This window comes from Actinoallomurus spadix, from assembly GCF_024055725.1.
Classification (GTDB): domain Bacteria; phylum Actinomycetota; class Actinomycetes; order Streptosporangiales; family Streptosporangiaceae; genus Actinoallomurus; species Actinoallomurus spadix.
In genome coordinates this window covers 95,499-116,035 of sequence record NZ_JAMXMX010000025.1, presented here as the reverse complement: position 1 = coordinate 116,035, position 20,537 = coordinate 95,499, and the positions used below count along the sequence as shown (strand labels likewise).

Below are 20,537 nucleotides of genomic sequence, written 5' to 3'. Positions count from 1 at the left end.
CCGCCAGCGGGACGCACCCCTCCGGTCGCCAGGACGCCGCCGATCCCCGGATCCGCCCGCCAGCGGGACGCACCCCTCCGGTCGCCAGGACGCCGCCGATCCCCGGATCCGTTTTTCCTACGAGTTCTTACGAGTCGACGTCTCCTTCCGGGGGGCGTCTCTTTCCGACCCAGGCGCCGATCTGGGCGCGGGAGTTGAAGCCCAGCTTGTTCAGGATGTGCTCGACGTGGCCCTCGGCGGTGCGCTGGGCGATCACCAGCCGGGCCGCGATGTCCTTGTTGCTCAGGCCCCCCGCGACGAGGTGGGCGATCTCCGTCTCGCGGCGGGTGAGAGGCGAGCCGGCGGGTTCGGGGGCCGTGAACCGCCGCTCGCCCAGCGCGTAGGTCAGCGCGTTGTCGAACGGCATCGCGGCGCCCGCCTCGCAGGCGACGGAGAAGGCATGGGCGCCCACGGCCGCTCGCGTACGGGACGCGCACTCCTCGTGACAGTGGACCAGATGCGCGTAGCCGGAGGGCGGCGCGCCGATGAGTCGCCAGGTCGTCCGCAGGATCCCCAGGAGCCGGGCGGCCCGCTCGAAGTCCTTCTCCGCCGCGGCGATCCAGGCGAGGACCTCGAAGTCGACGCCCATCCCCAGCGGGTCGTCGAGTTCCCGGTGGGAGCGCAGGCTTCCCCTCACCAGCTCGGCCGCGTCTCTCACGTCACCGCGCCGCCAGGCCTCCACACCCAGTGCCATGGTCAGGTACGCCTTGTACCAGCGTTCCCCGGCGGCGTCGCAGATGGCCAGGCCCTCCTCCCCGTACTCGACGGCGGACTCGGAGGTCCGCTGGAGGGAAGAGGCGAGGCAGAGCCAGATCAGCCCCAGCGCCAGGCCCTCCCGGTCGCCGAGTTCCCGGTGCGCGGCGGCGGCCTTCTCGTAGTACCGGATCGCCGAGTCGGCGTCCGTCGCGTACATCGCGGCCATGCCGCGGAACAGCTCGACGTACGCGTCGATGGACCGCGATCCGAGGAGGACACCGATGGTCCCGGCCTCGTCCAGCATGCGCAGGGCCGGAATGGAGTCCGCCTGCATGATGGCCATCCAGGCGTCCGCCCATAGGGCCTTGGCCCGTACGGCGTTCCGTTCCGACGCGGCGGCGAGCCCGCGGTCCAGCCAGTCGCGGCCCTCCGTGAGGTAGTAGTTGACCATCCAGTGGTGCAGCAGGCCGGTGGCCATCTCCAGGCCGACGGGGCTCTCGCCCGGCGTGCCGAGGGAGTACTCCAGGGCGGTGCGCAGGTTGGGGTGTTCGGTGCGCAGCCGGTCGAGCCAGGCGATCTGGGTGGGGCCGAACCATTCGTGTTCGGCGCGGGCGGTGAGGTCGCGGTAGTGGTCGCGGTGGCGTCGTTGGACGCGGGGCTGGTCGCCGGAGGCGGTGAGGCGTTCGTGGCCGTATTGGCGGATGGTCTCCAGGAGGCGGTAGCGGACGGTGCCGGAGTGTTCTTCGCGGAGGAGGACGGATTTGTCGACGAGTCCGATGACGAGTTCGAGGATGTCCTCGCGGGCGATGCCGTCGCCGGCGCAGACGGTTTCGGCGGCTTCGAGGTCCAGGCCGCCGGAGAAGACCGAGGCGCGTTGCCAGAGGAGGCGTTCGGGTGCGGTGCACAGGCCGTAGCTCCAGCCGATGAGGGCGCTGAGGGTCTGGTGGCGGGGGAGGTCGGTGCGGGATCCGCAGGTGAGGAGGCGGAAGCGGTCGTCGAGGCGGGCGAGGAGCTGGTGGACCGACAGGGCGCGCAGGCGTATGGCGGCCAGTTCGATGGCCAGCGGCAGCGCGTCGAGGCGGCGGCAGATGCGTTCGACGGTCTCGCGGTTGTCCTCGGTGAGAGTGAAGCCGGGGACGACGGCTTCGGCGCGCTCGGCGAACAGCCGTACGGCGTCACCGGCCACGATCCCGGTGTCGGCGCCGGGGCCGGTGTCCGATCCGGTGACGCTGAGGCCGGTCACCGGCAGGCTCGGGACCCACAGGATCTGCTCTCCGGTGATGCCGAGGGCCTGACGGCTGGTGGCCAGGATCCGCAGCCGTGGGCAGGAGCGCAGCAGCGCCTCCGCCAGCCGGGCGGCGTCCGACAGCAGGTGTTCGCAGTTGTCCAGGATCAGCAGCGCGTGGCAACCCCGCACATGGTCGATCAGTGCCTGCAGCGGTGGGCGGGCCGGGACGTCGTCGAGCCTCAGGGCCGCGCACACGGCCGGGACCAGCGCACCGGGGTCGGTCACCGCGGCGAGGTCGACGAGCCACACGCCGTCGGGGAACGCCCGGCGGACGAGGACGCCCACCCGGATGGCGAGCCGGGTCTTGCCGACCCCGCCGACCCCACACAGAGTGACGAGCCGGGAGATCGACAGGCGCCTCTTGACCTCGGCGACCTCGTGCCGACGCCCGACGAAACTGGTCACCTCGGCCGGCAGGCGTGGCCCGGGCGGGCGAGGCTCGACCTGGTCGGATGTCACAATCTTCATGGCGCCCCCGCAACGGGGCCCTGACCGACCGGACCGCGGACAGGGCACCGTGTGCCCTACGAAAGTTGAGTTTAACCAGCCGAATGGTCGTTAACGCTACGTGACCGTCAAATCGGCTTTACGTTCCCCTGCAGGGGTGTTCCGGGGGTGTTCCGGCGGGCGGACGCCCCACGGGTCCTCCTTGATCCGGGCGCCGTCCGCCGTCATGCTCGCCCGCCGCTACGGTGGGAGGCCGAGGAGGCCAGACCGTGCCCGAGCTGACCGAGGAAGAACACGCCATCGTCGGGGTCGTCGCCGACTTCGTCGACCGGGAGGTACGCCCGGTCGCCCGCGACCTGGAGCACGCGAACACCTACCCCGAACACCTCATCGACCGCATGAAGGAGCTGGGCGTCTTCGGGCTGGCCGTGCCCGAGCCGTACGGTGAGGTCGCCGTGTCCAAGCGGTGCTACGTCCTCGTGACCGAGGAACTGGCCCGCGGCTGGATGAGCCTGGCCGGGGCGTTCGGCGGCCACACGGTCGTCTCGCACCTGATCGCCGTCTTCGGCACCGAGGAGCAGAAACGCCGCTACCTGCCCCGCATGGCGACCGGTGAGCTGCGGGCGACGATGGCGCTCACCGAACCGTCCGGCGGCTCCGACCTGCAGGCGATCACGACCACCGCCCGGCGGGACGGTGATCACTACGTCGTGAACGGCGCGAAGATCTGGATCACCAACGCGCGGCGCGCGGGCCTCATCGCCCTGCTCTGCAAGACCGACCCCGAGGCGAGCCCCCGGCACCGCGGCATCAGCATCCTGCTGGTCGAACCCGGGCCCGGGCTGACCGTCTCACGGGACCTGCCCAAGCTCGGGTACAAGGGCGTCGAGAGCTGCGAGCTGGCCTTCGACGACCACCGGGCACCCCTCGGCGCGCTGCTCGGCGGCGTGGAGGGGAAGGGATTCGCGCAGATGATGCGGGGCCTGGAGGTCGGCCGCATCCAGGTGGCCGCGCGGGCGCTCGGCGTCGGCCGCGCCGCGCTGGAGGACTCCCTGCGGTACGCACAGGAGCGCGAGGCGTTCGGGCGGCCGATCTGGCAGCACCAGTCGATCGGCAACTACCTGGCCGACATGGCGACCCGGTTGCAGGCGGCCCGACTGCTCACGCTCGACGCCGCCGACCGCCTGGACGGCGGCGAGCGCTGCGACCTGGAGGCCGGCATGGCCAAGCTGTACGCCTCCGAGGCCGCGATGCGCATCGCCCTCGACGCCGTCCGCATCCACGGCGCGGCCGGCTACTCGACCGAGTTCGACGTCGAACGCTACTTCCGCGACGCCCCCCTGATGATCGTCGGCGAGGGCACCAACGAGATCCAGCGGAACGTCATCGTCAGGCAGCTCATCGACCGCCACCGTCTCCGCTGACCTGTTCCTCGGTGAGAGTCTTCAACGGCTTGAGACAGTACGCTGAAGCCGGCGGGATCGGTCTCGCCGGGCAGCGTCCGGGAGGTGCGTCATGACTGCCGACATGGTGGCTCCCCTGTGGATGCACGAGCAGATCACGGCGGAGCAGTACGACTCCTGGTCCGAGGAGCAGTGCGCCGGGATCGAGATCGTGGACGGGATGGTCGTCGTGAGCCCGAGTGCGTCCAAGCGGCACAACCGGCCGGCCCGGATTCTGGCGAACGCCCTGGACGCCGCCGCGGGCCCGGACTGGAACGCGGACACGGATTTCGACGTGCGGCTTTCAGGACGTGCCGCTCACCAATCGCCGCCCGGACGTCGTCGTGTACCGGGCGGATACGATCGACATCACGCCTACTCGCCCCGAGCATGTGCTGCTGGTGGCGGAGGTCGTGTCACCGGGTTCGGAGACGACCGACCGGATCGTGAAGGTCGACCAGTACGCCAAGGCCGGGATCGCGTTCTACTGGCGCGTCGAGCAGGCGGCGACAGGCGTTCCCCTGGTCTACACGTATGTCCTCGATCCCGCGACCAGGACCTACCGTGACGGCGACGTGTTCACCGGCGTCGTCAAGGTCGCGGCCCCCTTCCCGGCGGAGATCGACCTAGGCCAGATCTGAGCTGTACGCGATCAGGTGGCCGGGACGGGTCTGCACGTCGCTTGCGGGCGAACGCGCGGGGCTCGATGACCCGGCTCGCCTGGTCGGAGGTGGCCGGGTCATCGTCCATGGGGTGACGGTCCGCGCCGGTCAGGCGACGCGTTCGAAGATCGCGGCGAGGCCCTGGCCGCCGCCGATGCACATGGTCTCCAGTCCGTACCGCGCGTCGCGGCGGCGCAGTTCGTGCAGCAGCGTGGCGAGGATGCGCGCGCCGGTGGCCCCGACGGGGTGGCCGAGGGAGATGCCCGAGCCGTTGACGTTCAGCTTCTCCAGGCCGGCCTCGTCCAGGTTCCACTCGCGCAGGACACCGAGCACCTGCGCGGCGAACGCCTCGTTCAGCTCGATCAGGTCCATGTCGTCGAGGGAGAGCCCGGCGCGGCCGAGGGCCTTCTCGGTCGCGGGCACGGGGCCCAGCCCCATGAGGTGCGGGGGCACGCCCGCCACGGCCCAGGACACCAGCCGGGCCTGCGGGGTCAGGCCGAGCGCGGTCGCCCGCTCCCGCGTCGTCACGAGGCAGACGGCGGCGCCGTCGTTCTGGCCGCTGGAGTTGCCCGCCGTCACGGTCGCGCCGTCGACGCGCATCACCGGCTTGAGCGCGGCGAGCCGTTCCAGGGTGGTGTCCGCGCGGGGGTGCTCGTCCCGGTCGACGACCTGCACGCCCTTGCGGTCACGGACCTCGACCGGCACGATCTCGTCGGCGAACAGGCCCTTGTCCTGCGCGCGCACCGCCCGCTCGTGGGAGCGCAGCGCCAGCTCGTCCTGCTCCGTACGGCCGATCCCGTAGCGTTCGCGGACGTTCTCGGCGGTCTCCAGCATGCCGCCCGGCACGGGGTGGTGCTCCCCGCCCGCCGTGACGCGGGCGCGGGCCAGGCGGTCCGTCAGCTTGATCTCCGGGCCGGGCCGGCCCCAGCGCAGGTCGGTGGCGTAGTACTCGACGCCGCTCATGCTCTCGGTACCGCCGGCGATGACCATGTCGTTCACGCCGGTCGCGACCTGCATCACCGCGTTGACGACGGCCTGCAGCCCCGATCCGCACCGCCGGTCCACCTGCACCCCGGCGACCTCCACCGGCAGGCCCGCGTCCAGGGCGGCGACCCGGCCGATGGCGGGCGCCTCGCCGTTCGGGTTGCAGTTGCCGAGGATGACGTCACCGATCTCCTGCGGGTCGACGCCGGTGCGCTCCACCAGCGAGCGGATCACCGTCACCGCCAGCTCCTGCGCGCTGACGTCCTTCAACGCACCGCCGAACCGCCCAACCGGCGTACGCACCGGTGCACAGACCACAACCTCGCGCATCTCACCACTCCTTCCGCGACCACCCTACGTTTCGGGTCGCGGAGGGGTTCGCCGGGCTTCCGGCAGGTGAGAGCGGTCTGGTCAGGAGGCCGGCGCACGCCCGCCGTGGCGGGGTCAGGCCGGTTCGGGAGGGTTCCCGCGATCGCGCCGGGGATTCCCCGGCACCTCCGCCGTCTCCACGAGGTCGATCGATTCGAGGGCGAGCTCGTCGCCGCCCTCGATCCTCAGGTCGGTCGCGCCGCACGCGGGGCACGCCGCCAGCAGGCCGTCGGACGTCGTGGTCCGCTCGCACCGGCCGCAGGACAGCCGTACGGGGTCCACGATCACCTCCAGGTCCGCGCCGTCCGCCACGGTCCCGGCGGCGGCCACCGCGAACGCCTGGACGAGAGCGGCCTCGTCGATCCGCAGCAGGACTCCCGCCCGTACGCGTACCCGCCGTACGGGGCGGCCGTCCGCGCCCCGCTCAACGGCCGCGAGCAGCGCCTCCGCCATCCCGAGCTCATGCATGCGGGTCCCGCACCGGTGAGGGCGCCGTCATGCCGTCGCCTCCTGCGCCGAGAGCTCGCCGAGGGCGTCCTGGGTCAGCTCCCACAGGACGTGGTAGACGGTCGCCTGCGCCTCCTGGATACGGTGTACGGACGACGACGGGATCGCGAACAGGTAGTCGAGGGTGGGCAGCTCGGCCAGCTCGCCGCCCTGGTAGCCGGCCAGCGCGATCGTGAGCATGCCGCGCCGGCCCGCCTCCTCGATCGCCCGGACGACGTTCGGCGACCCGCCGCTCGTCGACAGGCCGAGCGCGATGTCGCCCGTGCCGCCCAGCGCGGCGAGCTGGCGCGCGAACACCACCTCGAAGCTCACGTCGTTGGACAGCGCGGTCAGCACCGCGACGTCGTTGGTCAGGCACAGCGCGGGCAGGGGCCGGCCGTGCGGCGGATACGAGAACGCCTCGGCGACCTCCTGCGCGTCGGTGCTGCTGCCCCCGTTGCCGAAGGTGAACAGGCGGCCGCCCATCGCGAACCGCTTCGCCATCGCCTCACCGCACTCGGCGAGCAACGCCCCCGACCGTTCCGCGACCTCGCGGCGCAGGGCGACGATCTCCTTCGCCTTCTCGGCGGTCGACCGGCCGACCTCCGCCAGCACCGCCTCGATCTCCGACTCTCCCGAGTACAGGAAGGGATAGAGCTCTCGCATCCCCTCCGGTGGATCACTCCCGGCCATGGCCGTTCCCCCCTGCGACTCTGCCGGGGTCACCGCGCGTGACCACCGCGATGGCCTCTTTCGCGTGGACCAGGATCGTGTCGCCGACGGCTGCGTCGACCAGCGCGACACTGACCTCTTCCCGCCCGCCGCCACCGACGTCGGCGACCGCGAGGTCGCCGTCGAGCAGCCGCACCACCGTGACGGGCACGGCCTCGTCGGAACAGGTGACGCACACCTCGTCCCGGCACCGGCCGCGCTCGGTCACCGGATCACCTCCGGGCCGAGCAGGCCGGGCTGCTCGAGGAACACGTGAACGAGCTCCCACAGGATGTGGTACATCGTCACGTGGACCTCTTTGACGACCGCGGGGTCGTCGCTCTGCGCCGTGAGCACGTGGTCGACCGCGGGGCTGGTGGGCAGCATGCCGCCGTCGCCGCCGGTCAGCGCCACGGTGAGCAGTCCCAGCTCATGGCCCGTCTGTAGGCCGCGGAGGACGTCCACGCACCGGCCGTCCGTGGAGATCCCCAGGACGATGTCGCCCGGCGCGCCCCAGTGGCGCACCTGGTGGGCGAAGACCTCGCACAACCCGTCCTGGCGGGCCACCCCCGTGATGGCCGCCGCGTCGTTGCTGACCGCGATGGCGGGCAGCGCCCGCTTGCCGACGATCACGGGATGCATGAACTCCACGGCGATGTGCGCCGCGTCCGTACCCGCCGCGCCGTTGCCGAAGGCGATGAGCTTCCCGCCGCGATGGAAGCGGATCGCCATGTCCCGGCAGGCGAGCGCCACGCGTTCGGAGTCCTCGGCGAGCATCCGGCCGGCGGTCTCCCGCCGCGCGAACGCCTGACCGACCCGTTCGGCGGGTGGTGTCACCGTCATGCGCACGCTCCCTCCCGGATCTGTCCCGTCACGCTATGTCCATGTCGTTCTGGGGCAACACCCTCTGTCGGACAACGACGGGTAAAGCCTGGGCGCGCCGAGTAACTTCCCGGCCACGAGGTTCGCGGCGGCGTTCCAGGGAAACCCACGCCGCGGGCAACGATCGACGCGTTGCCCGCGGCCGGCATCGCGTCGGGGCCCCAGACGCCGTGATTCCGTAGGTGCGTCACACCGCTACCCCGTCACCTCGCGCATCGGCCATGCCGTCCGCGGAAGTCGTGTCCCAGAGCTCGATCTCACGGCCGTAGTCCGGCTCCTGCGAAGCCGCCGCATAAGCCTCTTCGGAAGGTTCGGACGGCGCTGGTCCCATCAGAGCGCCGTCGCGGTGAGGGGGGCGTCGGCGCCGAGGGTGAAGCCGGGGTCGATCTGGGCGGCGAGGTCCTGGCCGGTGGCGGCGTTCGCCCAGGCGCGGGCGTTCTTAAGGTGGAACTCGATCGCCTGGCGGGTGAACTTCGGCCAGTCCTTCGGGCGGGCGTCGAGGGCGGCCCGCATGGTCGCCAGCGCGGCGCGGTCGTCCTCGGCCAGGTCGTCCAGGTCGAAGGGGCGGCCCTGCTCCATGGCGCGGACGGCGCCGGACTGGCCGACGCAGCACAGCAGGGCGTCGCCGACGTGCTCGCGCAGGAACGCGACGTCCTCCGGGGTGTGGACCTTGTTGCCGATGACCTTGAGTGCCACGTCGTAGTCGGCGGCGTAGTCGGTCCACTGGCGGTAGACCGCGACGCCCTTGCGGGTGGGCTCGGCGACGAGGAAGGTCAGGTCGAAGCGCGTGAACATCCCCGAGGCGAACGACTCCGCCCCGGCCGTGCAGTCGACGACGACGTACTCACCGGGGCCGTCGACGAGATGGTTGAGGTACAGCTCGACCGCGCCGGTCTTGGAGTGGTAGCAGGAGACGCCCAGGTCCTCCTCGGTGAACGGGCCGGTCGCCATCAGTGTCGCGCCGACGGCCGGGACGCCGAGCCGGGCGTGGATCGGGTCGTCCCCGGCGGGCCGGAGCAGCCGGGAGCCGCTGCCGGGCGGCGTGGTCTTCACCATCGCCGCCGCGGAGGGGATCCGGGGGTTGGCGCCCCGCAGGTGGTCCTTGATCTCGGGGAGGTGCGCGCCCATGGCCGGGATCGCGGCGGCCGTCTGCTCGGACAGGCCGAGCGCGACGCCGAGATGCTGGTTGATGTCGGCGTCGACCGCCACGACCGGTGCTCCTCCGGCCGCCAGGTGGCGGATGAACAGGGACGACAGGGTCGTCTTGCCGCTGCCGCCCTTCCCGACGAACGCGACCTTCATGTCTTCCTCCCGATGCGATGGTCATGGTGCGCGGAGTGCCCGAGCGGGGACGCTGAGCAGCCGGCTCCGCGCGACCGACTATAGGAGAAACGAAAACCGTTTTCAGGTCGACCGGCGAAGACGCCTCGGAGGAAATGTCGTCTGACCAGCTGTTTTCTGCGAGTTGCGGCGGCGTGGAATCAACCGGCCGGTAAAGCGGTTGGAAGTTGTGAGAGCCGGGTGGCTCCCGCGTGGTCGCCGGGCGGTGGCAGCGTGATGTCCCGCCTCGTGGGGGTGTTTGCGCACTCACAAAACGGGCAGGGTGCTCAATTAACGCGCCGCGCCGGGCGTCGTATCCGTCACCCTCTTGGAAACGATCAGTAATCGCGCGATGCTGTGATGGTCACGGGTGCCCCACGGTGTTCCGGACTGGAGGTCCCATGGACGTTGCCCTGGACATGTTCGCGATGGAGTGCGAGGACTACACCCTCGCCATGCCGCATGGCGAGGTCGACGCCTTCACCGGGCGTACGTTCCGGGGGCGTTTGCTGGAGCTCGTCGCATCGGCCGACCGGCCGCTGCTGGTGGACATGAGCGGGGTGCCGTTCTTCTCCGCGGCCGGCCTGAACGCCGTGGTCGCGGCCGAGAAGCTCGCCCGCGAGCGGGGCGTCTCGGTCGCCTACTTCGGCCTCCTGCCCTGTGTCGAGCGCCCGTTCCGCATCACCGGCGTGGACAAGATCGCACTGATCTGCCCGACGATGCAGGACGCCCTCTGGTGCGTCCTCCCGCTCAGCGACGCCGAGATCGAGAGCTGGGAGCTCTCGTAGTCTCACTTCGGGCGGCCCGGGCGCGCGGTCCGGCCGACGTCACCGGTGTCGTCGGTGCGGTCGGCCTCGCGGGCACCCTCCTCGGTCGGCGGTAGCGCGTCCGGATGCGCGGTCGGCGTGCCGGGCACGCCCGTACCCGAGACCGCCCGGCCTTCGGCCCGGTCCTCGTCGGCGGCGAGGCTCTCGTCCTCGTCCCGGAGGATCGGAGCGAACCGGTGGTCGCGCTCGCCCGCTGCTCCCTGTTCGCCTGCCGGCATCTCGGTCTCCTCGCGCCGTGTCCGAAAGCGTTCGTTCCGGTTTCGTACCCGCTGCCGGTCCGGGAAACAGCCGAGATTCGGACTTCAAGGTGAATAACGGTCACTTCAGGGTGAGAAAAGGCGGGAGTGGCAGCCGCCGTACCCGTCGTCCTAACGGACCGGGACCGGCCCGGCGGACACGGCCGTGAGACGTCGTTTCCGCCGGGTCAGGCCGGTCCGACGTGCCGTGTCCCGTCGGTGTCCCCGGCGGGACACGGCACGTGCCGGTTCACCGGTGGCCGTGCTCGGTGTGCGGTACCGGCAGCGCGGGCGGCTCAGAGGAGATCGGCTCGGCGGCGATCGCCTTGGCGTGGCTCGCGCTGCGCCGCATCAGGTGGGCGTCCTCCTTGAGGGTCTCGACGGTCCGGTGCGGCGGCGACACGTGCCGCATCCGCTGCCGGCCCAGGGCGGCCATGATTGCGGCCGTGACACCCCAGAGAGCCGCGATGATCAGAGCGGCCCAGGCGATGTCCACCACGTGGGCGAGGCCGAACATCGCCGCCAGCGATCCGATCACCACCGTCATGTAACCCGCGAATCCCGCTCCGCCGAACAGTCCGGCGGCCTTCCCGGCCTTCTTGGCCTCCTGGCGGATCTCCGCCTTCGCCAGCGCGACCTCCTGACGCATCAACTTCTGCAGGTCGGCGGTCGTGTCGCTGACGAGCCGGCCCAGCGAGGAGTTCCCGGACGCGGTGGTCCGCCGGGTACCGTGGCCGTGCAGAGAGGTCGACATGTCAGCTCACCTCCGTTCGGTTCGCTGCCGATCGACCCGGCGCCTCTTTGCCGAGGTTCGCCGTCTTTGGTCCTTTGCGGCGATCCCATACCCGCTGTAAGCCGTCCGACCCCTCGTGAGCCGTCACTCGGCCACGACGCGGAGGCTCTTGAGCTCGCTGTCGGCGACGTCGGGCACGACCATGCCGGCGGCGACCCCGGTCCGCAGGTAGTCGACGACGGCCTCGTTCAGACGCTCGCCGGGCAGAGCGGCCGGGATGCCCGGCGGGTACGGCGTCATCATCTCGGCGGCGATCCGGCCGGCGGCCCGGTCGATCGGGACCTGCTCGACGCGGCCGAAGAACGCGTCGCGGGGCAGGATCACCTGTTCGAGCTGCAGATCCTCCGGAGCGGGGACCGCGACGGTCTCCGAGGTGCACAGGGCCTCGTCCCCGCGTTCGAGGTGGTCGACGAGGTCGCGGACCGCCGTGACGAGCGTCCGCGCGGTCTCCTCGTCGTCGGCGTAGGTGAACTGCGCGCTGATCCGCCGGTGGTCGGACAGGTGTAGGTTGACGCGGTGGTGCTCGTGCAGCCAGTCGGCCGCGCGGTACCCGGTCGTGCCGAGCCCGGCGATGTCGATGATCACCTGGAACGGGTCGCGCTCGGCGGCGCGGCCCGGGCCGAGGAACTCGTCGCCGTGCACGTGCAGGCCGTCGATCCGCTCGATCTCCTCCCGTACGCCCGTGACCAGGTCGATGGTGTTCTGCAGCAGCTCCCGGCCCTGCTCGACCATCTGCCGCCGCCAGCCGTCGAGGGCGGCGTAGATGAGGACGCTGTTGCTCGTGGTGCCGAGCAGATCCTCACGAGAGGACAGGACGGCCGGGTCCACCAGGTCGCCCTGGAGGTGGAACACCGAGCTCTGCTCCAGGCCGCTGCCCATCTTGTGCACGCTCGTCACGCAGACGTCGGCGCCCGCGTTCATCCCCCAGGTCGGCAGGTCGGGGTGGAACGGTAGGTGCGCGCCCCATGCCTCGTCGACGATCAGCGGCCTGCCGTGCCGGTGGCACACCTCCGTGATGGCCCGCAGGTCGCTCGACGTGCCGTACGGGGTGGGGCTGGTGACGAGGGCGCCGCGCGCGTCCGGGTGCTCGGCGAAGCGCCGGTCGAAGCTCTCCGCGGACGGCGGATGGGCCAGGTGCAGGTCCGGATCCCACTGGGGCCACACCCAGATCGGCCGGATGCCGGCCAGGACCAGGCCGGAGACCACGGCCTTGTGGGCGTCGCGGCCGACGATGAGCTTCTCGTGCGGCCCGGCGACCGACAGCATGGCGCTCTTGACTGACAGGGAACTGCCGCAGGTGGAGAAGAACGCGTGCTCGGCCCCCACCGCGTCCGCCATCAGCTCCTGGGCCTTCTGGAGCACGCCGTTCGAGGACGTCCGGTCGTCGAGCCCGGAGGTCGCCAGGATGTCCGACCGGAAGACCGCGTCGCCGACGACCGCGCATACCCGCGGGTCGGTGCCCCGCCCCTGCTTGTGGCCGGGCGGAGTGAACGGCACGTATCCGCGCCGGTGATAGTCGGCGAGCGCGTCGAGCACGGGAGCCTCAGCATGGTTCATGAAGAGCGGGCTTCCCGCTACGGAGGACCGGAAACACCGGATCACCCCAGGTGAGAGGGGATCCGGCGGTGCGAATCCCCTCCCGTGTGCTCACCGCGGAGTGAACGGGCCCGGCTACGGGAACGGGCTGTAACCGGAAGCGCCGAATCATGATCTCCACCATCGCGACCGGATCGTCACCTCTTCGCCCGGCCCGCGCCGTACCGCTCGGGTACGGTGCGCGGCATGGTCGAAGCGTTCGAGGTGCGTGAGGAACTGGCCGGAGTCGTGGATCGCGCCGGAGCGTGGCGGTTCATCCGGGGGTTCGCGGCGGCGTGGGCGACGCCGCTCACGGACGCGGACGGCTGGGACGACGCCGCCCTCGACGCCGCCGAGGCCCGGCTCGGGATCACCCTGCCGGTCGCGGTGCGCGAGGCGTACGCGCTGTTCGGACGGCGCACGGACCTGACCTCCAACCAGGACGAACTGCTCGAGCCGAAGCAACTGCACGTCCTCGACGGCCTGCTGGTGTTCCGGGAGGAGGACCAGGGCGCGGCGCGCTGGGGCGTCCGGCTCGACGGTCCGGACCCCGCGGTGTTCATCCGGCCCGACCTGGAGGACGCGGACGCCGAGCGCTGGGAGCCGTGGCTCGACTCGTTCTCCGTCGCCTGCGTCGAGATCGTGCTGGCGGAGTCGCCGCACGCCGCCGAGGAGCTCGCCGACTACCGCGAGGCCGACGAGGACGACCTCGAGGTGCTCGAGCGCTACGCTCGCCTTCCGCTGCCGGAGTACCCGTCGGGGCAGCTGCCCGGCACGCGCTGGTTCGCCGGCCTGGACGTGATCATCCGGGAGGACGCGCGGTCCTGGATCACGGTCCGCGCCCGTACGGAGGAGGCCCTGGTCAACGTCTGCGAGGACTTCGGCGACGGCTGGCTCGCCTGAGACGCCGCGCGCCCCCGGCCGGTCGGCCGGGGGCGCGAGCATCGTGCCATCAGGGTGGGACTTTCGAGGTGCGGAACGCCGCGGCGTCAGGGCGGGACGTCCGGGGCGCGGAACGCCGTGCCGTCAGGGGCGAGGCGCGGAACGCCGCGGCGTCAGGCCGGGGCGGCCTCGGCACGAGCCGTCCTCGGGAGCAGGAACCCGAGTCCGAACGCCAGCACGATCAGCCCGATCGTGACGAGCGCCGTGGTCTTCGCGGCGTCGAGCGAGTCGCGCCGGTGGGTGTCCAGGCCGGCCGTCGTGACGGCCGTCACGACCGCGGGTGAGGCTGCTCCGGTGGCGCGGCAGCTCGCCGGCACGACATCCGGGTCCTTCTCGGCCTCCCGATCCCGCACGCAATCCCGGGCGCCCGCGACGATCCCGGCCTGGGCCGGGCCGGGCACCCCGGCGCGGGTCAGCTCCGCGCGCAGCCGGGGCGCGGCCGCCGCGTCGAAGTTGTGGTGCGCCTGCGCGCCGAGGAGCCCGAAGAACACGGTGCCGATCACCGCGACGCCGAGCGACATGCCGAGCTGCTGGATCGCCTGCAGCGTGCTGGACGCCGAACCGACCTCGTGGTCGGCGACCTCGCCGAGGATGATGTCGAACATCGGCACGAAGATCATGCCCATTCCGGCCCCGCCGATCAGCAGCGGGACGACGAAGTCGAGGCTGGTCAGACCGGGTCCGGCGTACTCGAAGACGGCGTAGAGAACGGCCAGGCCCGCGCCCATGCCGGCCAGCCCGATGTGCAGGAGCCGGCGGCCGAGCTTGACCATCAGCATCCCGCTGACCGCCGAGCCGACCATCGCACCGAACGCCCAGGGCGCCGTCGTCAGCCCGGCGCGCAGCGGGCTGTACCCGAGTCCGACCTGCATGAAGACTCCCAGCGTGAGCAGCGTGCCGCCCATCGCGCAGGTGAACGCGATCGCGAACAGGACCCCGGAGGCGTACGAGCGGCGGGCGAACACGCCGGTCTCGATCAGCGGCGTGGCCCCGGCCCGCTTGCGGCGCACCTGGGAGCCGGCGAACAACGCGAGGACCGGAACGGAGGCGATCAGGAGTGCGATGCTCCAGGTCGGCCAGCCCAGTTCACGCCCCTGGACCAGCGGGAAGATCAGCATGAAGATGCCGGACGCGGCCAGCGCGACACCGGTCAGGTCGAGGCGCGCCGAGCGCACGGCGGGCGGCGTCGCCGGAAGGAATTTCGCCGCGACGGTCAGCGCGAACGCGCCGATCGGCACGTTGACCAGGAAGATCATCCGCCAGCCGGTGCCGAACAGGTCGGCGTGGATGAGCGTTCCGCCGATGATCGGGCCGAGCACCGCCGACAGGCCCATGACCGGGCCGAACGCGGTCCACGCCTTCTTCATCTCCGCGGGCGGGAACAGGTCGCGGATCAGTCCGAATCCCTGCGGCAGCATCACCGCCCCGAACGCGCCCTGCAGTACCCGCGAGACGATCAGCATGGTCGGGGTGACCGCGGTCGCGCAGGCCACCGACGCGACCGTGAAGCCCGCGACGCCGATCAGCAGCATCCGCTTGCGCCCGAACATGTCGCCGAGCCGCCCGCCGATCAGCAGCACCACGGCGAGCGCCATGGTGTAGCCGGCCGCCATCCACTGCAGCGTCGCGTACGAGCCGCCGAGGCTGGCCCGGATCGCGGGCGCCGCCGTGTTGATCACGGTGCTGTCCAGCAGGTCCATCACGCTCGAGGCCAGGACGGCGGAGAAGGCGAGCCACCGCCAGCGGTACGGCGCGGTGGCCTCCCGGTCGGCCGCGACGGGGGATTCGAGGATTTCGGTCAAGACCATCTCCTGTGGAACGAGGTCGATGACTCGACGTTAGGCTCCTTAGCGGCCAGTTCTTGACCTCAATGACGGGGACCCTGACGACATGGCGAACACCAGCTCACGGACGCTCCGGCTGCTGTCCCTCCTGCAGACCCACCGCTACTGGCCCGGCCCCGAACTCTCCGAACGCCTCGGCGTCTCCCCCCGGACCCTCCGCCGTGACGTCGACCGGCTCCGTGAACTCGGCTATCCGGTCGTCGCCCACCGCGGCGTCGACGGCGGCTACCAGCTCGCGCCCGGCGCCGCGCTGCCCCCGCTCGTGGTCGACGACGAGGAGGCCGTCGCCCTCGCCATCGGCCTGCGGATGGCCGCGCAGGGCACCGTCGCCGGGATCGAGGAGTCGGCGGTACGGGCGCTGACCAAGGTGGTCCAGGTGATGCCGCCCCGCCTGCGCCGCCGCATCGACGCGCTGCGTTCGGTGACCGTCCCGGCGGCCTGGGGCGCCGGCCCCACCATCGACGCCGACGTGCTGACCGCCGTCGCCCAGGCGTGCCGTGACGAGGAGCGACTACGGTTCTCCTACCGGGCGCGGGACGGCGAGCTGACCGCCCGCCACGTCGAACCGCACCGGCTCGTCTCCCTCGGCCGCCGCTGGTACCTCGTCGCGTACGACCTGACCCGCCACGCCTGGCGCAGCTTCCGCCTCGACCGCCTGGCCGACCCGGGCAGCACGGGCGAGCGGTTCCGCCCCCGTGACCTGCCCGCCGAGGACGCCGCCGCCTTCGTACGGCAGGGCATCAACACCATGCCGGCCGCGTACGACGTGGAGGTGCTCGTGCACGCCCCGGCGGCGAGGGTCCGCGCCGCCGTCTCGCGCTGGGGCACGGTCGAGGAGGTCGGCGAGGATCGGTGCCGGCTGCTGATGACCGTCGACGGCCTGGAGTGGCCGGCGATGCTGCTCGGCGCGGTCGGCGCCGACTTCGAGATCGTCGGCCCACCCGAGCTGACCGCCTTCGTCCGCGAGTGGGGCGCCCGCTTCCTCCGCGTCACCGGCGGCGCGGCCGGTGTGTGAGCGACCGCGCCGATGAGCGCCGAGGGTTTCGTACGTCCTGACCACCGGGATCCTCGGCAGGAACTCCTCGCGGTCGTGACTAGGCGCCCTCGCGGCAGCGTGCTTCGATGCGGTCGACCGTCTGCCGGCTCCACGCGTGGATGGCCGCGGCCTGCTCGGGCGCGAGGGTGTCGAAGAAGTGCCGGCGGATGTTCTCCGCGTGCCCCAGGATGGCGTCCTCCACCGAGTCGCGGCCCTTGGCGGTCAGCCCGACGCCGATCCGGCGGCCGGACCGGTCCTCGGTCCGATCCACGAGTTCGCGGTTCTCCATCCGCGTCAGCTGGTGTGCCACGCGGCTCTTCTCCCAGCCGAGTGACTCGGCGAGCTCGCTCACGCGCATCCGGCCCTCGGCCGCCCGGTGAAGCGTCACGAGCACGCTGAACTCGGCCTTGGAGATGCCGTGGTCGCGCTGCAGAGCGCGGTCGAGCTCACGGGTCAGGAGACGCTGCGCCTGCATCCAGCTGTTCCAGAGCTCCCACTGCTCGGGTTCCAGTGTGCGGGGCTTCGCCATGACGTGATCCTAGCGCACACAGTTGACGTGACAACTCGCCCTCCCTAGAGTTGTCACGTCAACTCTGGAGGCGGTGGAGGGGCGGGATGAATCACACAGTGGTGGTCGTCGGTGGAGGGTATGGAGGGTCGCTGGTCGCCAAGGAGCTGGACTCCGAGGCGGACGTCACGCTCATCGACCCCCGGGAGGCCTTCGTCAACGCGGCCGCGTCACTGCGGGCACTGACCCGGCCGGACTGGGCGCACAACGCGTTCTTCCCGTTCGCGACGCTGCTCCAGCGGGGACGGGTGATCCGCGACAGGGCCGTCTCCGTGGACCCGAAGGGCGTCACGCTCGCTTCGGGCGAGCGGGTCGAGGCCGACCATCTGGTGCTGGCCACCGGCTCCGGCTACACGTATCCCGCCAAACCGCGCCATGCGTCGACGAGCGTCACCCAGCAACTGGACGATCTGCGCGAGACCCACCGGGAGCTGGCCGGCAGCGACCGCGTGCTGATCCTCGGCGCCGGCCCGGTCGGCCTGGAGCTCGCCGGAGAGATCAAGGACGTCTGGCCGGACAAGTGCGTGGTCATCCTCGACAGGGCCGATCGGCTGCTCCCCGGCTTCCTTCCCGAGGTGCGGAACGAGTTGCACCGCCGGCTGGACGAGCTCGGCATCGACGTGCGGCCGGGTACCGGTCTGACGGCGTTGCCGGCGGTCGAGGCCGGCCGGGCCGGCCGCTTCGCGGTCACCACCGACGAGGGCGAGCGCATCAAGGCGGACATCTGGTTCCAGGCCTTCGGAGTCGAGATCAACACCGGCTACCTGGCCGACGGGTCTCTCACGCCACTGACGGAACAGGGAACGGTCCCGGTCACCGGGCGGCTGAACGTCCAGGGCCACGAACACGTCTACGCGATCGGCGACATCGCCGCGCTCCCCGACCCGAAGATGGCCTCCTACGCGATGGAGCATGCCGACATCGTGGTGAAGAACATCAGGGCGCGGCTCGCCGGCGACCGGCCGACCGCCGTCCACACGCCGGCGCCCGAGCGGAGGATCCTGCTCCCGCTGGGAACGCGCGGGGGCGTCGGCCAGCTCCCCACCCCGGACGGTGTCGCCGCGGCCACGGCGGAGACGGTGCACCGGCGCAAGGGCGCCGACCTGTTCACCGCGCGGTTCGCCGCGCGGTTCGGCGGTGTCTGACGGAGGAAGCGGCCGCCGGGTGACGGGGCTCAGGCGGGCAGGGCGGTCGTGACCAGGCGGCGGATGGCGGTCAGGTCGACGTCGTCGGCCAGGTTCGCCTCGTCGGGCATGTCCTTGATCGGGTCCTCGACGTTCAGCAGGGTGCGGAACAGGCGCGGCAGCACGGTCCGGGCGATCAGGTCCTCCGCGAGCGCGGAGCCCTCCGCGGCGTCCTTTCCGTATCGTTGCACCAGGTACGCGACCAGGCGCTCGCGGGTAGCGGTGAAGATGGTGTCGAAGTAGGCGGTCGAGTTGCCGGGCAGCCGTTCGGCCTCGGTGATGCTGAGCCGGCAGGTGCGTACCTGGGCGTCCCACACCATCAGCTGCAGGTAACGCCCGCAGAACCGCGTCACCGCCTCCGCGGGGTCCTCGGCGTACGCGTCGGGGGTCTTGAGCCGGGCCAGGTACAGCTCGCGGATCAGGTCCAGGACCGCGAGGAACAGCTTGTCCTTGCTCTCGAAGTGCGCGTACAGCGACCGCTTGGACGTGCCGGCGCGTGTCGCGACGGCGTCCATCGACGCGCGTTCGTAGCCGGTCTCGAGGAAGACGTCCTTGGCCACCATCAGGATGTGGCGGCGCAGGGCCTCGCCACGCCGCTGCGGTTCACTTGCTGGGCTCATCCGCTTGCATCCTCAAAAGTAAACGGTACGGTAGAGTTTACTTGATTCGTCACTCACCCCAGTGTGCTGGAGAGACGCAATGATCGTCGTTACCGCCCCCACCGGGCAGATCGGCCGCCAGGTCCTCGCGAACGTCCTCGCCGGGGACCGGCCGGTCCGCGTCATCGTGCGCGACCCCGCCAAGCTGCCCGCCGGCGTCCGCGACCGGGTCGAGGTCGTCCAGGGCTCGCACGGCGATCCCGAGGTCCTCGCCCGCGCGTTCGACGGCGCCGACGCGGTGTTCTGGCTGCTGCCGGCCGACCCCCGCGCCGCGAGCCCCGAGGACGCCTACGTCGGCTTCACCCGCCCCGCGGCCGAGGCCATGCGCGACCGGGGCGTCAAGCGCGTCGTCGACGTCACCTCCGTGGGCCGGGGCACCCCGTACGCCGGCCGGGCCGGGCACGTGACCGCGTCCCTGGCCATGGACGACCTGATCGCCGGCACCGGCGTGGCGTTCCGCGCCCTGGCCGCGGCTCCGTTCATGGACAACGTGCTCCGGCAGGTCCAAGTGATCAAGAAGCAGGGCGCGCTCTTCGACGCCGTCTCGCCCGACCGCACCATGCCGACCGTCGCCACCCGCGACATCGCCGCCGTCGCCGCCCGGCTGCTGCTCGACACCTCGTGGACCGGGAGCGAGGAGGTCCCGCTGCTCGGCCCCGAGGACCTGTCGTACGACGACATGACCGCCGTCATCTCCGAGGTGCTCGGAACTCCGGTGAAGTACCGGCAGGTCCCCGCCCAGTCGTTGAAGGACCAGCTCACCGGCTTCGGCATGTCCGACGCGATGGCCCAGAGCGTCATCGACATGGCGATCGCCGTGGACGACGGCCTGGCGAACGGCGTCACCCGCACGCCACAGCACGCGATCGCCACCCCGACGACGTTCCGTCAGTGGTGCGAGGACATCCTCAAGCCCGCCTTCCAGGCCGCCTGACCCCGACACGACGCGACGGGCCGGTGCCGAGCCACCGGCCGCCCGTGTCATATCGCCATGGACCGGGGCGCCGGGGAGTCCTGGCCGGGACCGGCCCCGTACGCGTCCCAGGCCGTGGCCAGGCGGCGCACCGCCTCGGTCAGCGCGTCCGGGGCGGCGAGGAAGTGGATCCGGACGAACTCCCTGCTGCCCCCTGAGGCGTCCAGTCCGCTGCCGGGCAGAACGGCGACCCCGTGGCGGAGGGCCGTCTGCGCGACAGGACACGCGACCCCCCTGCGGTATCGATCTCCGCGGCCATCGCCGCACTGCCGGGCCCCTTCCAGCAGCACGAGCTGGCGATGGTGAACGACACCACCGTCGTTCGCCTCGCTCGCCTGGAAGGCGAGTTCCCCTGGCACCACCACGACGAGGACGAACTCTTCCTGTGCTGGGACGGCGGCTTCGAGATCCAGATGGAGGGACGGGACCCGGTGGTGCTGAGGGCGGGCGAGCTGTTCGTCGTCCCCAAGGGAGTACGGCACCGCCCCGTCGCCGAGACGACCGCCCACACCCTGCTCATCGAGCACCCGGACACCAAGCAGTACGGGAACTGACCCCAGAGGCTCGGGAACGG

At 71.5% G+C, this 20,537-nt stretch carries 21 protein-coding genes; 8 read left to right on the top strand and 13 right to left on the bottom strand.

Annotated elements, in window-relative coordinates:
• Positions 1 to 127: 127 nt before the first annotated feature.
• Entirely contained in the window at positions 128 to 2,491 is a 2,364-nt protein-coding gene (locus NE235_RS29780) for an ATP-binding protein (protein WP_252808728.1), read from the bottom strand.
• A 248-nt stretch (positions 2,492 to 2,739) separates the two neighbouring features.
• Here NE235_RS29780 and NE235_RS29775 point away from each other — a divergent pair, with 248 nt between their 5' ends.
• On the top strand, positions 2,740 to 3,894 hold the full coding sequence (locus NE235_RS29775; RefSeq protein ID WP_252808727.1) for an acyl-CoA dehydrogenase family protein: 1,155 nt from the start codon (positions 2,740 to 2,742) through the stop codon (positions 3,892 to 3,894).
• Between the two features lie 329 nt (positions 3,895 to 4,223).
• The gene (locus tag NE235_RS29770) at positions 4,224 to 4,553 is read left to right on the top strand and encodes a Uma2 family endonuclease (RefSeq protein ID WP_252808725.1); all 330 of its coding nucleotides are present in this window, start codon (positions 4,224 to 4,226) and stop codon (positions 4,551 to 4,553) included.
• Between the two features lie 129 nt (positions 4,554 to 4,682).
• Here NE235_RS29770 and NE235_RS29765 read toward each other — a convergent pair whose 3' ends face one another.
• The 6 genes from NE235_RS29765 to NE235_RS29740 all read right to left on the bottom strand — a co-directional run bounded on the left by NE235_RS29765 (position 4,683) and on the right by NE235_RS29740 (position 9,308).
• Positions 4,683 to 5,888, bottom strand: coding sequence for an acetyl-CoA C-acetyltransferase (locus NE235_RS29765; RefSeq protein ID WP_252808723.1), 1,206 nt, complete (start codon positions 5,886 to 5,888; stop codon positions 4,683 to 4,685).
• 114 nt (positions 5,889 to 6,002) lie between these two features.
• Complete coding sequence (locus tag NE235_RS29760; protein WP_252808721.1) at positions 6,003 to 6,395, bottom strand: hydrogenase maturation nickel metallochaperone HypA/HybF; 393 nt, start codon at positions 6,393 to 6,395, stop codon at positions 6,003 to 6,005.
• A gap of 27 nt (positions 6,396 to 6,422) precedes the next feature.
• Positions 6,423 to 7,106: a D-sedoheptulose-7-phosphate isomerase gene (locus tag NE235_RS29755; RefSeq protein WP_252808719.1), complete on the bottom strand. Its 684-nt coding sequence runs from the start codon at positions 7,104 to 7,106 to the stop codon at positions 6,423 to 6,425.
• Positions 7,093 to 7,353 (bottom strand): HypC/HybG/HupF family hydrogenase formation chaperone, encoded by a 261-nt coding sequence (locus NE235_RS29750; RefSeq protein ID WP_252808717.1) that lies wholly within the window; start codon positions 7,351 to 7,353, stop codon positions 7,093 to 7,095. The genes NE235_RS29755 and NE235_RS29750 overlap by 14 nt, the downstream gene beginning before the upstream one ends.
• Complete coding sequence (locus tag NE235_RS29745) at positions 7,350 to 7,967, bottom strand: D-sedoheptulose-7-phosphate isomerase (RefSeq protein ID WP_252808715.1); 618 nt, start codon at positions 7,965 to 7,967, stop codon at positions 7,350 to 7,352. The genes NE235_RS29750 and NE235_RS29745 overlap by 4 nt, the downstream gene beginning before the upstream one ends.
• Positions 7,968 to 8,336: 369 nt before the next feature.
• A complete protein-coding gene (locus NE235_RS29740) occupies positions 8,337 to 9,308 on the bottom strand; it encodes an ATP-binding protein (protein WP_252808712.1) in 972 nt (323 codons plus the stop codon).
• A 419-nt stretch (positions 9,309 to 9,727) separates the two neighbouring features.
• Between NE235_RS29740 and NE235_RS29735 the strand changes: the two genes are divergently transcribed.
• A complete protein-coding gene (locus NE235_RS29735) occupies positions 9,728 to 10,114 on the top strand; it encodes an STAS domain-containing protein (RefSeq protein ID WP_252808710.1) in 387 nt (128 codons plus the stop codon).
• 2 nt (positions 10,115 to 10,116) lie between these two features.
• On the opposite strand, the gene NE235_RS29730 is transcribed toward NE235_RS29735, so the two are convergent.
• The 3 genes from NE235_RS29730 to NE235_RS37810 form a co-directional block, all read right to left on the bottom strand.
• On the bottom strand, positions 10,117 to 10,371 hold the full coding sequence (locus tag NE235_RS29730; protein WP_252808708.1) for a hypothetical protein: 255 nt from the start codon (positions 10,369 to 10,371) through the stop codon (positions 10,117 to 10,119).
• A 268-nt stretch (positions 10,372 to 10,639) separates the two neighbouring features.
• Positions 10,640 to 11,143 carry a phage holin family protein gene (locus NE235_RS29725; protein ID WP_252808707.1) on the bottom strand — a complete coding sequence of 168 codons (504 nt, stop codon included), beginning with the start codon at positions 11,141 to 11,143 and terminating at the stop codon, positions 10,640 to 10,642.
• 123 nt (positions 11,144 to 11,266) lie between these two features.
• The gene (locus NE235_RS37810; protein WP_289849386.1) at positions 11,267 to 12,739 is read right to left on the bottom strand and encodes an aminotransferase class I/II-fold pyridoxal phosphate-dependent enzyme; all 1,473 of its coding nucleotides are present in this window, start codon (positions 12,737 to 12,739) and stop codon (positions 11,267 to 11,269) included.
• A gap of 225 nt (positions 12,740 to 12,964) precedes the next feature.
• Here NE235_RS37810 and NE235_RS29710 point away from each other — a divergent pair, with 225 nt between their 5' ends.
• Positions 12,965 to 13,660, top strand: coding sequence for a hypothetical protein (locus tag NE235_RS29710; RefSeq protein ID WP_252808704.1), 696 nt, complete (start codon positions 12,965 to 12,967; stop codon positions 13,658 to 13,660).
• Between the two features lie 152 nt (positions 13,661 to 13,812).
• Here the strand turns inward: NE235_RS29710 and NE235_RS29705 are convergent, their stop codons facing one another.
• Positions 13,813 to 15,501 carry an MFS transporter gene (locus NE235_RS29705; protein ID WP_252808703.1) on the bottom strand — a complete coding sequence of 563 codons (1,689 nt, stop codon included), beginning with the start codon at positions 15,499 to 15,501 and terminating at the stop codon, positions 13,813 to 13,815.
• 88 nt (positions 15,502 to 15,589) lie between these two features.
• Between NE235_RS29705 and NE235_RS29700 the strand changes: the two genes are divergently transcribed.
• Entirely contained in the window at positions 15,590 to 16,558 is a 969-nt protein-coding gene (locus NE235_RS29700) for a helix-turn-helix transcriptional regulator (RefSeq protein WP_252808702.1), read from the top strand.
• Between the two features lie 79 nt (positions 16,559 to 16,637).
• Here NE235_RS29700 and NE235_RS29695 read toward each other — a convergent pair whose 3' ends face one another.
• Positions 16,638 to 17,108: a MarR family winged helix-turn-helix transcriptional regulator gene (locus NE235_RS29695; protein WP_252808701.1), complete on the bottom strand. Its 471-nt coding sequence runs from the start codon at positions 17,106 to 17,108 to the stop codon at positions 16,638 to 16,640.
• 86 nt (positions 17,109 to 17,194) lie between these two features.
• Between NE235_RS29695 and NE235_RS29690 the strand changes: the two genes are divergently transcribed.
• Positions 17,195 to 18,292: an NAD(P)/FAD-dependent oxidoreductase gene (locus tag NE235_RS29690; RefSeq protein WP_252808699.1), complete on the top strand. Its 1,098-nt coding sequence runs from the start codon at positions 17,195 to 17,197 to the stop codon at positions 18,290 to 18,292.
• A gap of 29 nt (positions 18,293 to 18,321) precedes the next feature.
• Here the strand turns inward: NE235_RS29690 and NE235_RS29685 are convergent, their stop codons facing one another.
• The gene (locus NE235_RS29685; RefSeq protein ID WP_252808697.1) at positions 18,322 to 18,951 is read right to left on the bottom strand and encodes a TetR/AcrR family transcriptional regulator; all 630 of its coding nucleotides are present in this window, start codon (positions 18,949 to 18,951) and stop codon (positions 18,322 to 18,324) included.
• A gap of 79 nt (positions 18,952 to 19,030) precedes the next feature.
• Here NE235_RS29685 and NE235_RS29680 point away from each other — a divergent pair, with 79 nt between their 5' ends.
• Entirely contained in the window at positions 19,031 to 19,924 is an 894-nt protein-coding gene (locus tag NE235_RS29680) for an NAD(P)H-binding protein (RefSeq protein WP_252808695.1), read from the top strand.
• 233 nt (positions 19,925 to 20,157) lie between these two features.
• Positions 20,158 to 20,517: a cupin domain-containing protein gene (locus tag NE235_RS29675; RefSeq protein WP_252808693.1), complete on the top strand. Its 360-nt coding sequence runs from the start codon at positions 20,158 to 20,160 to the stop codon at positions 20,515 to 20,517.
• Positions 20,518 to 20,537 lie beyond the last annotated feature (20 nt).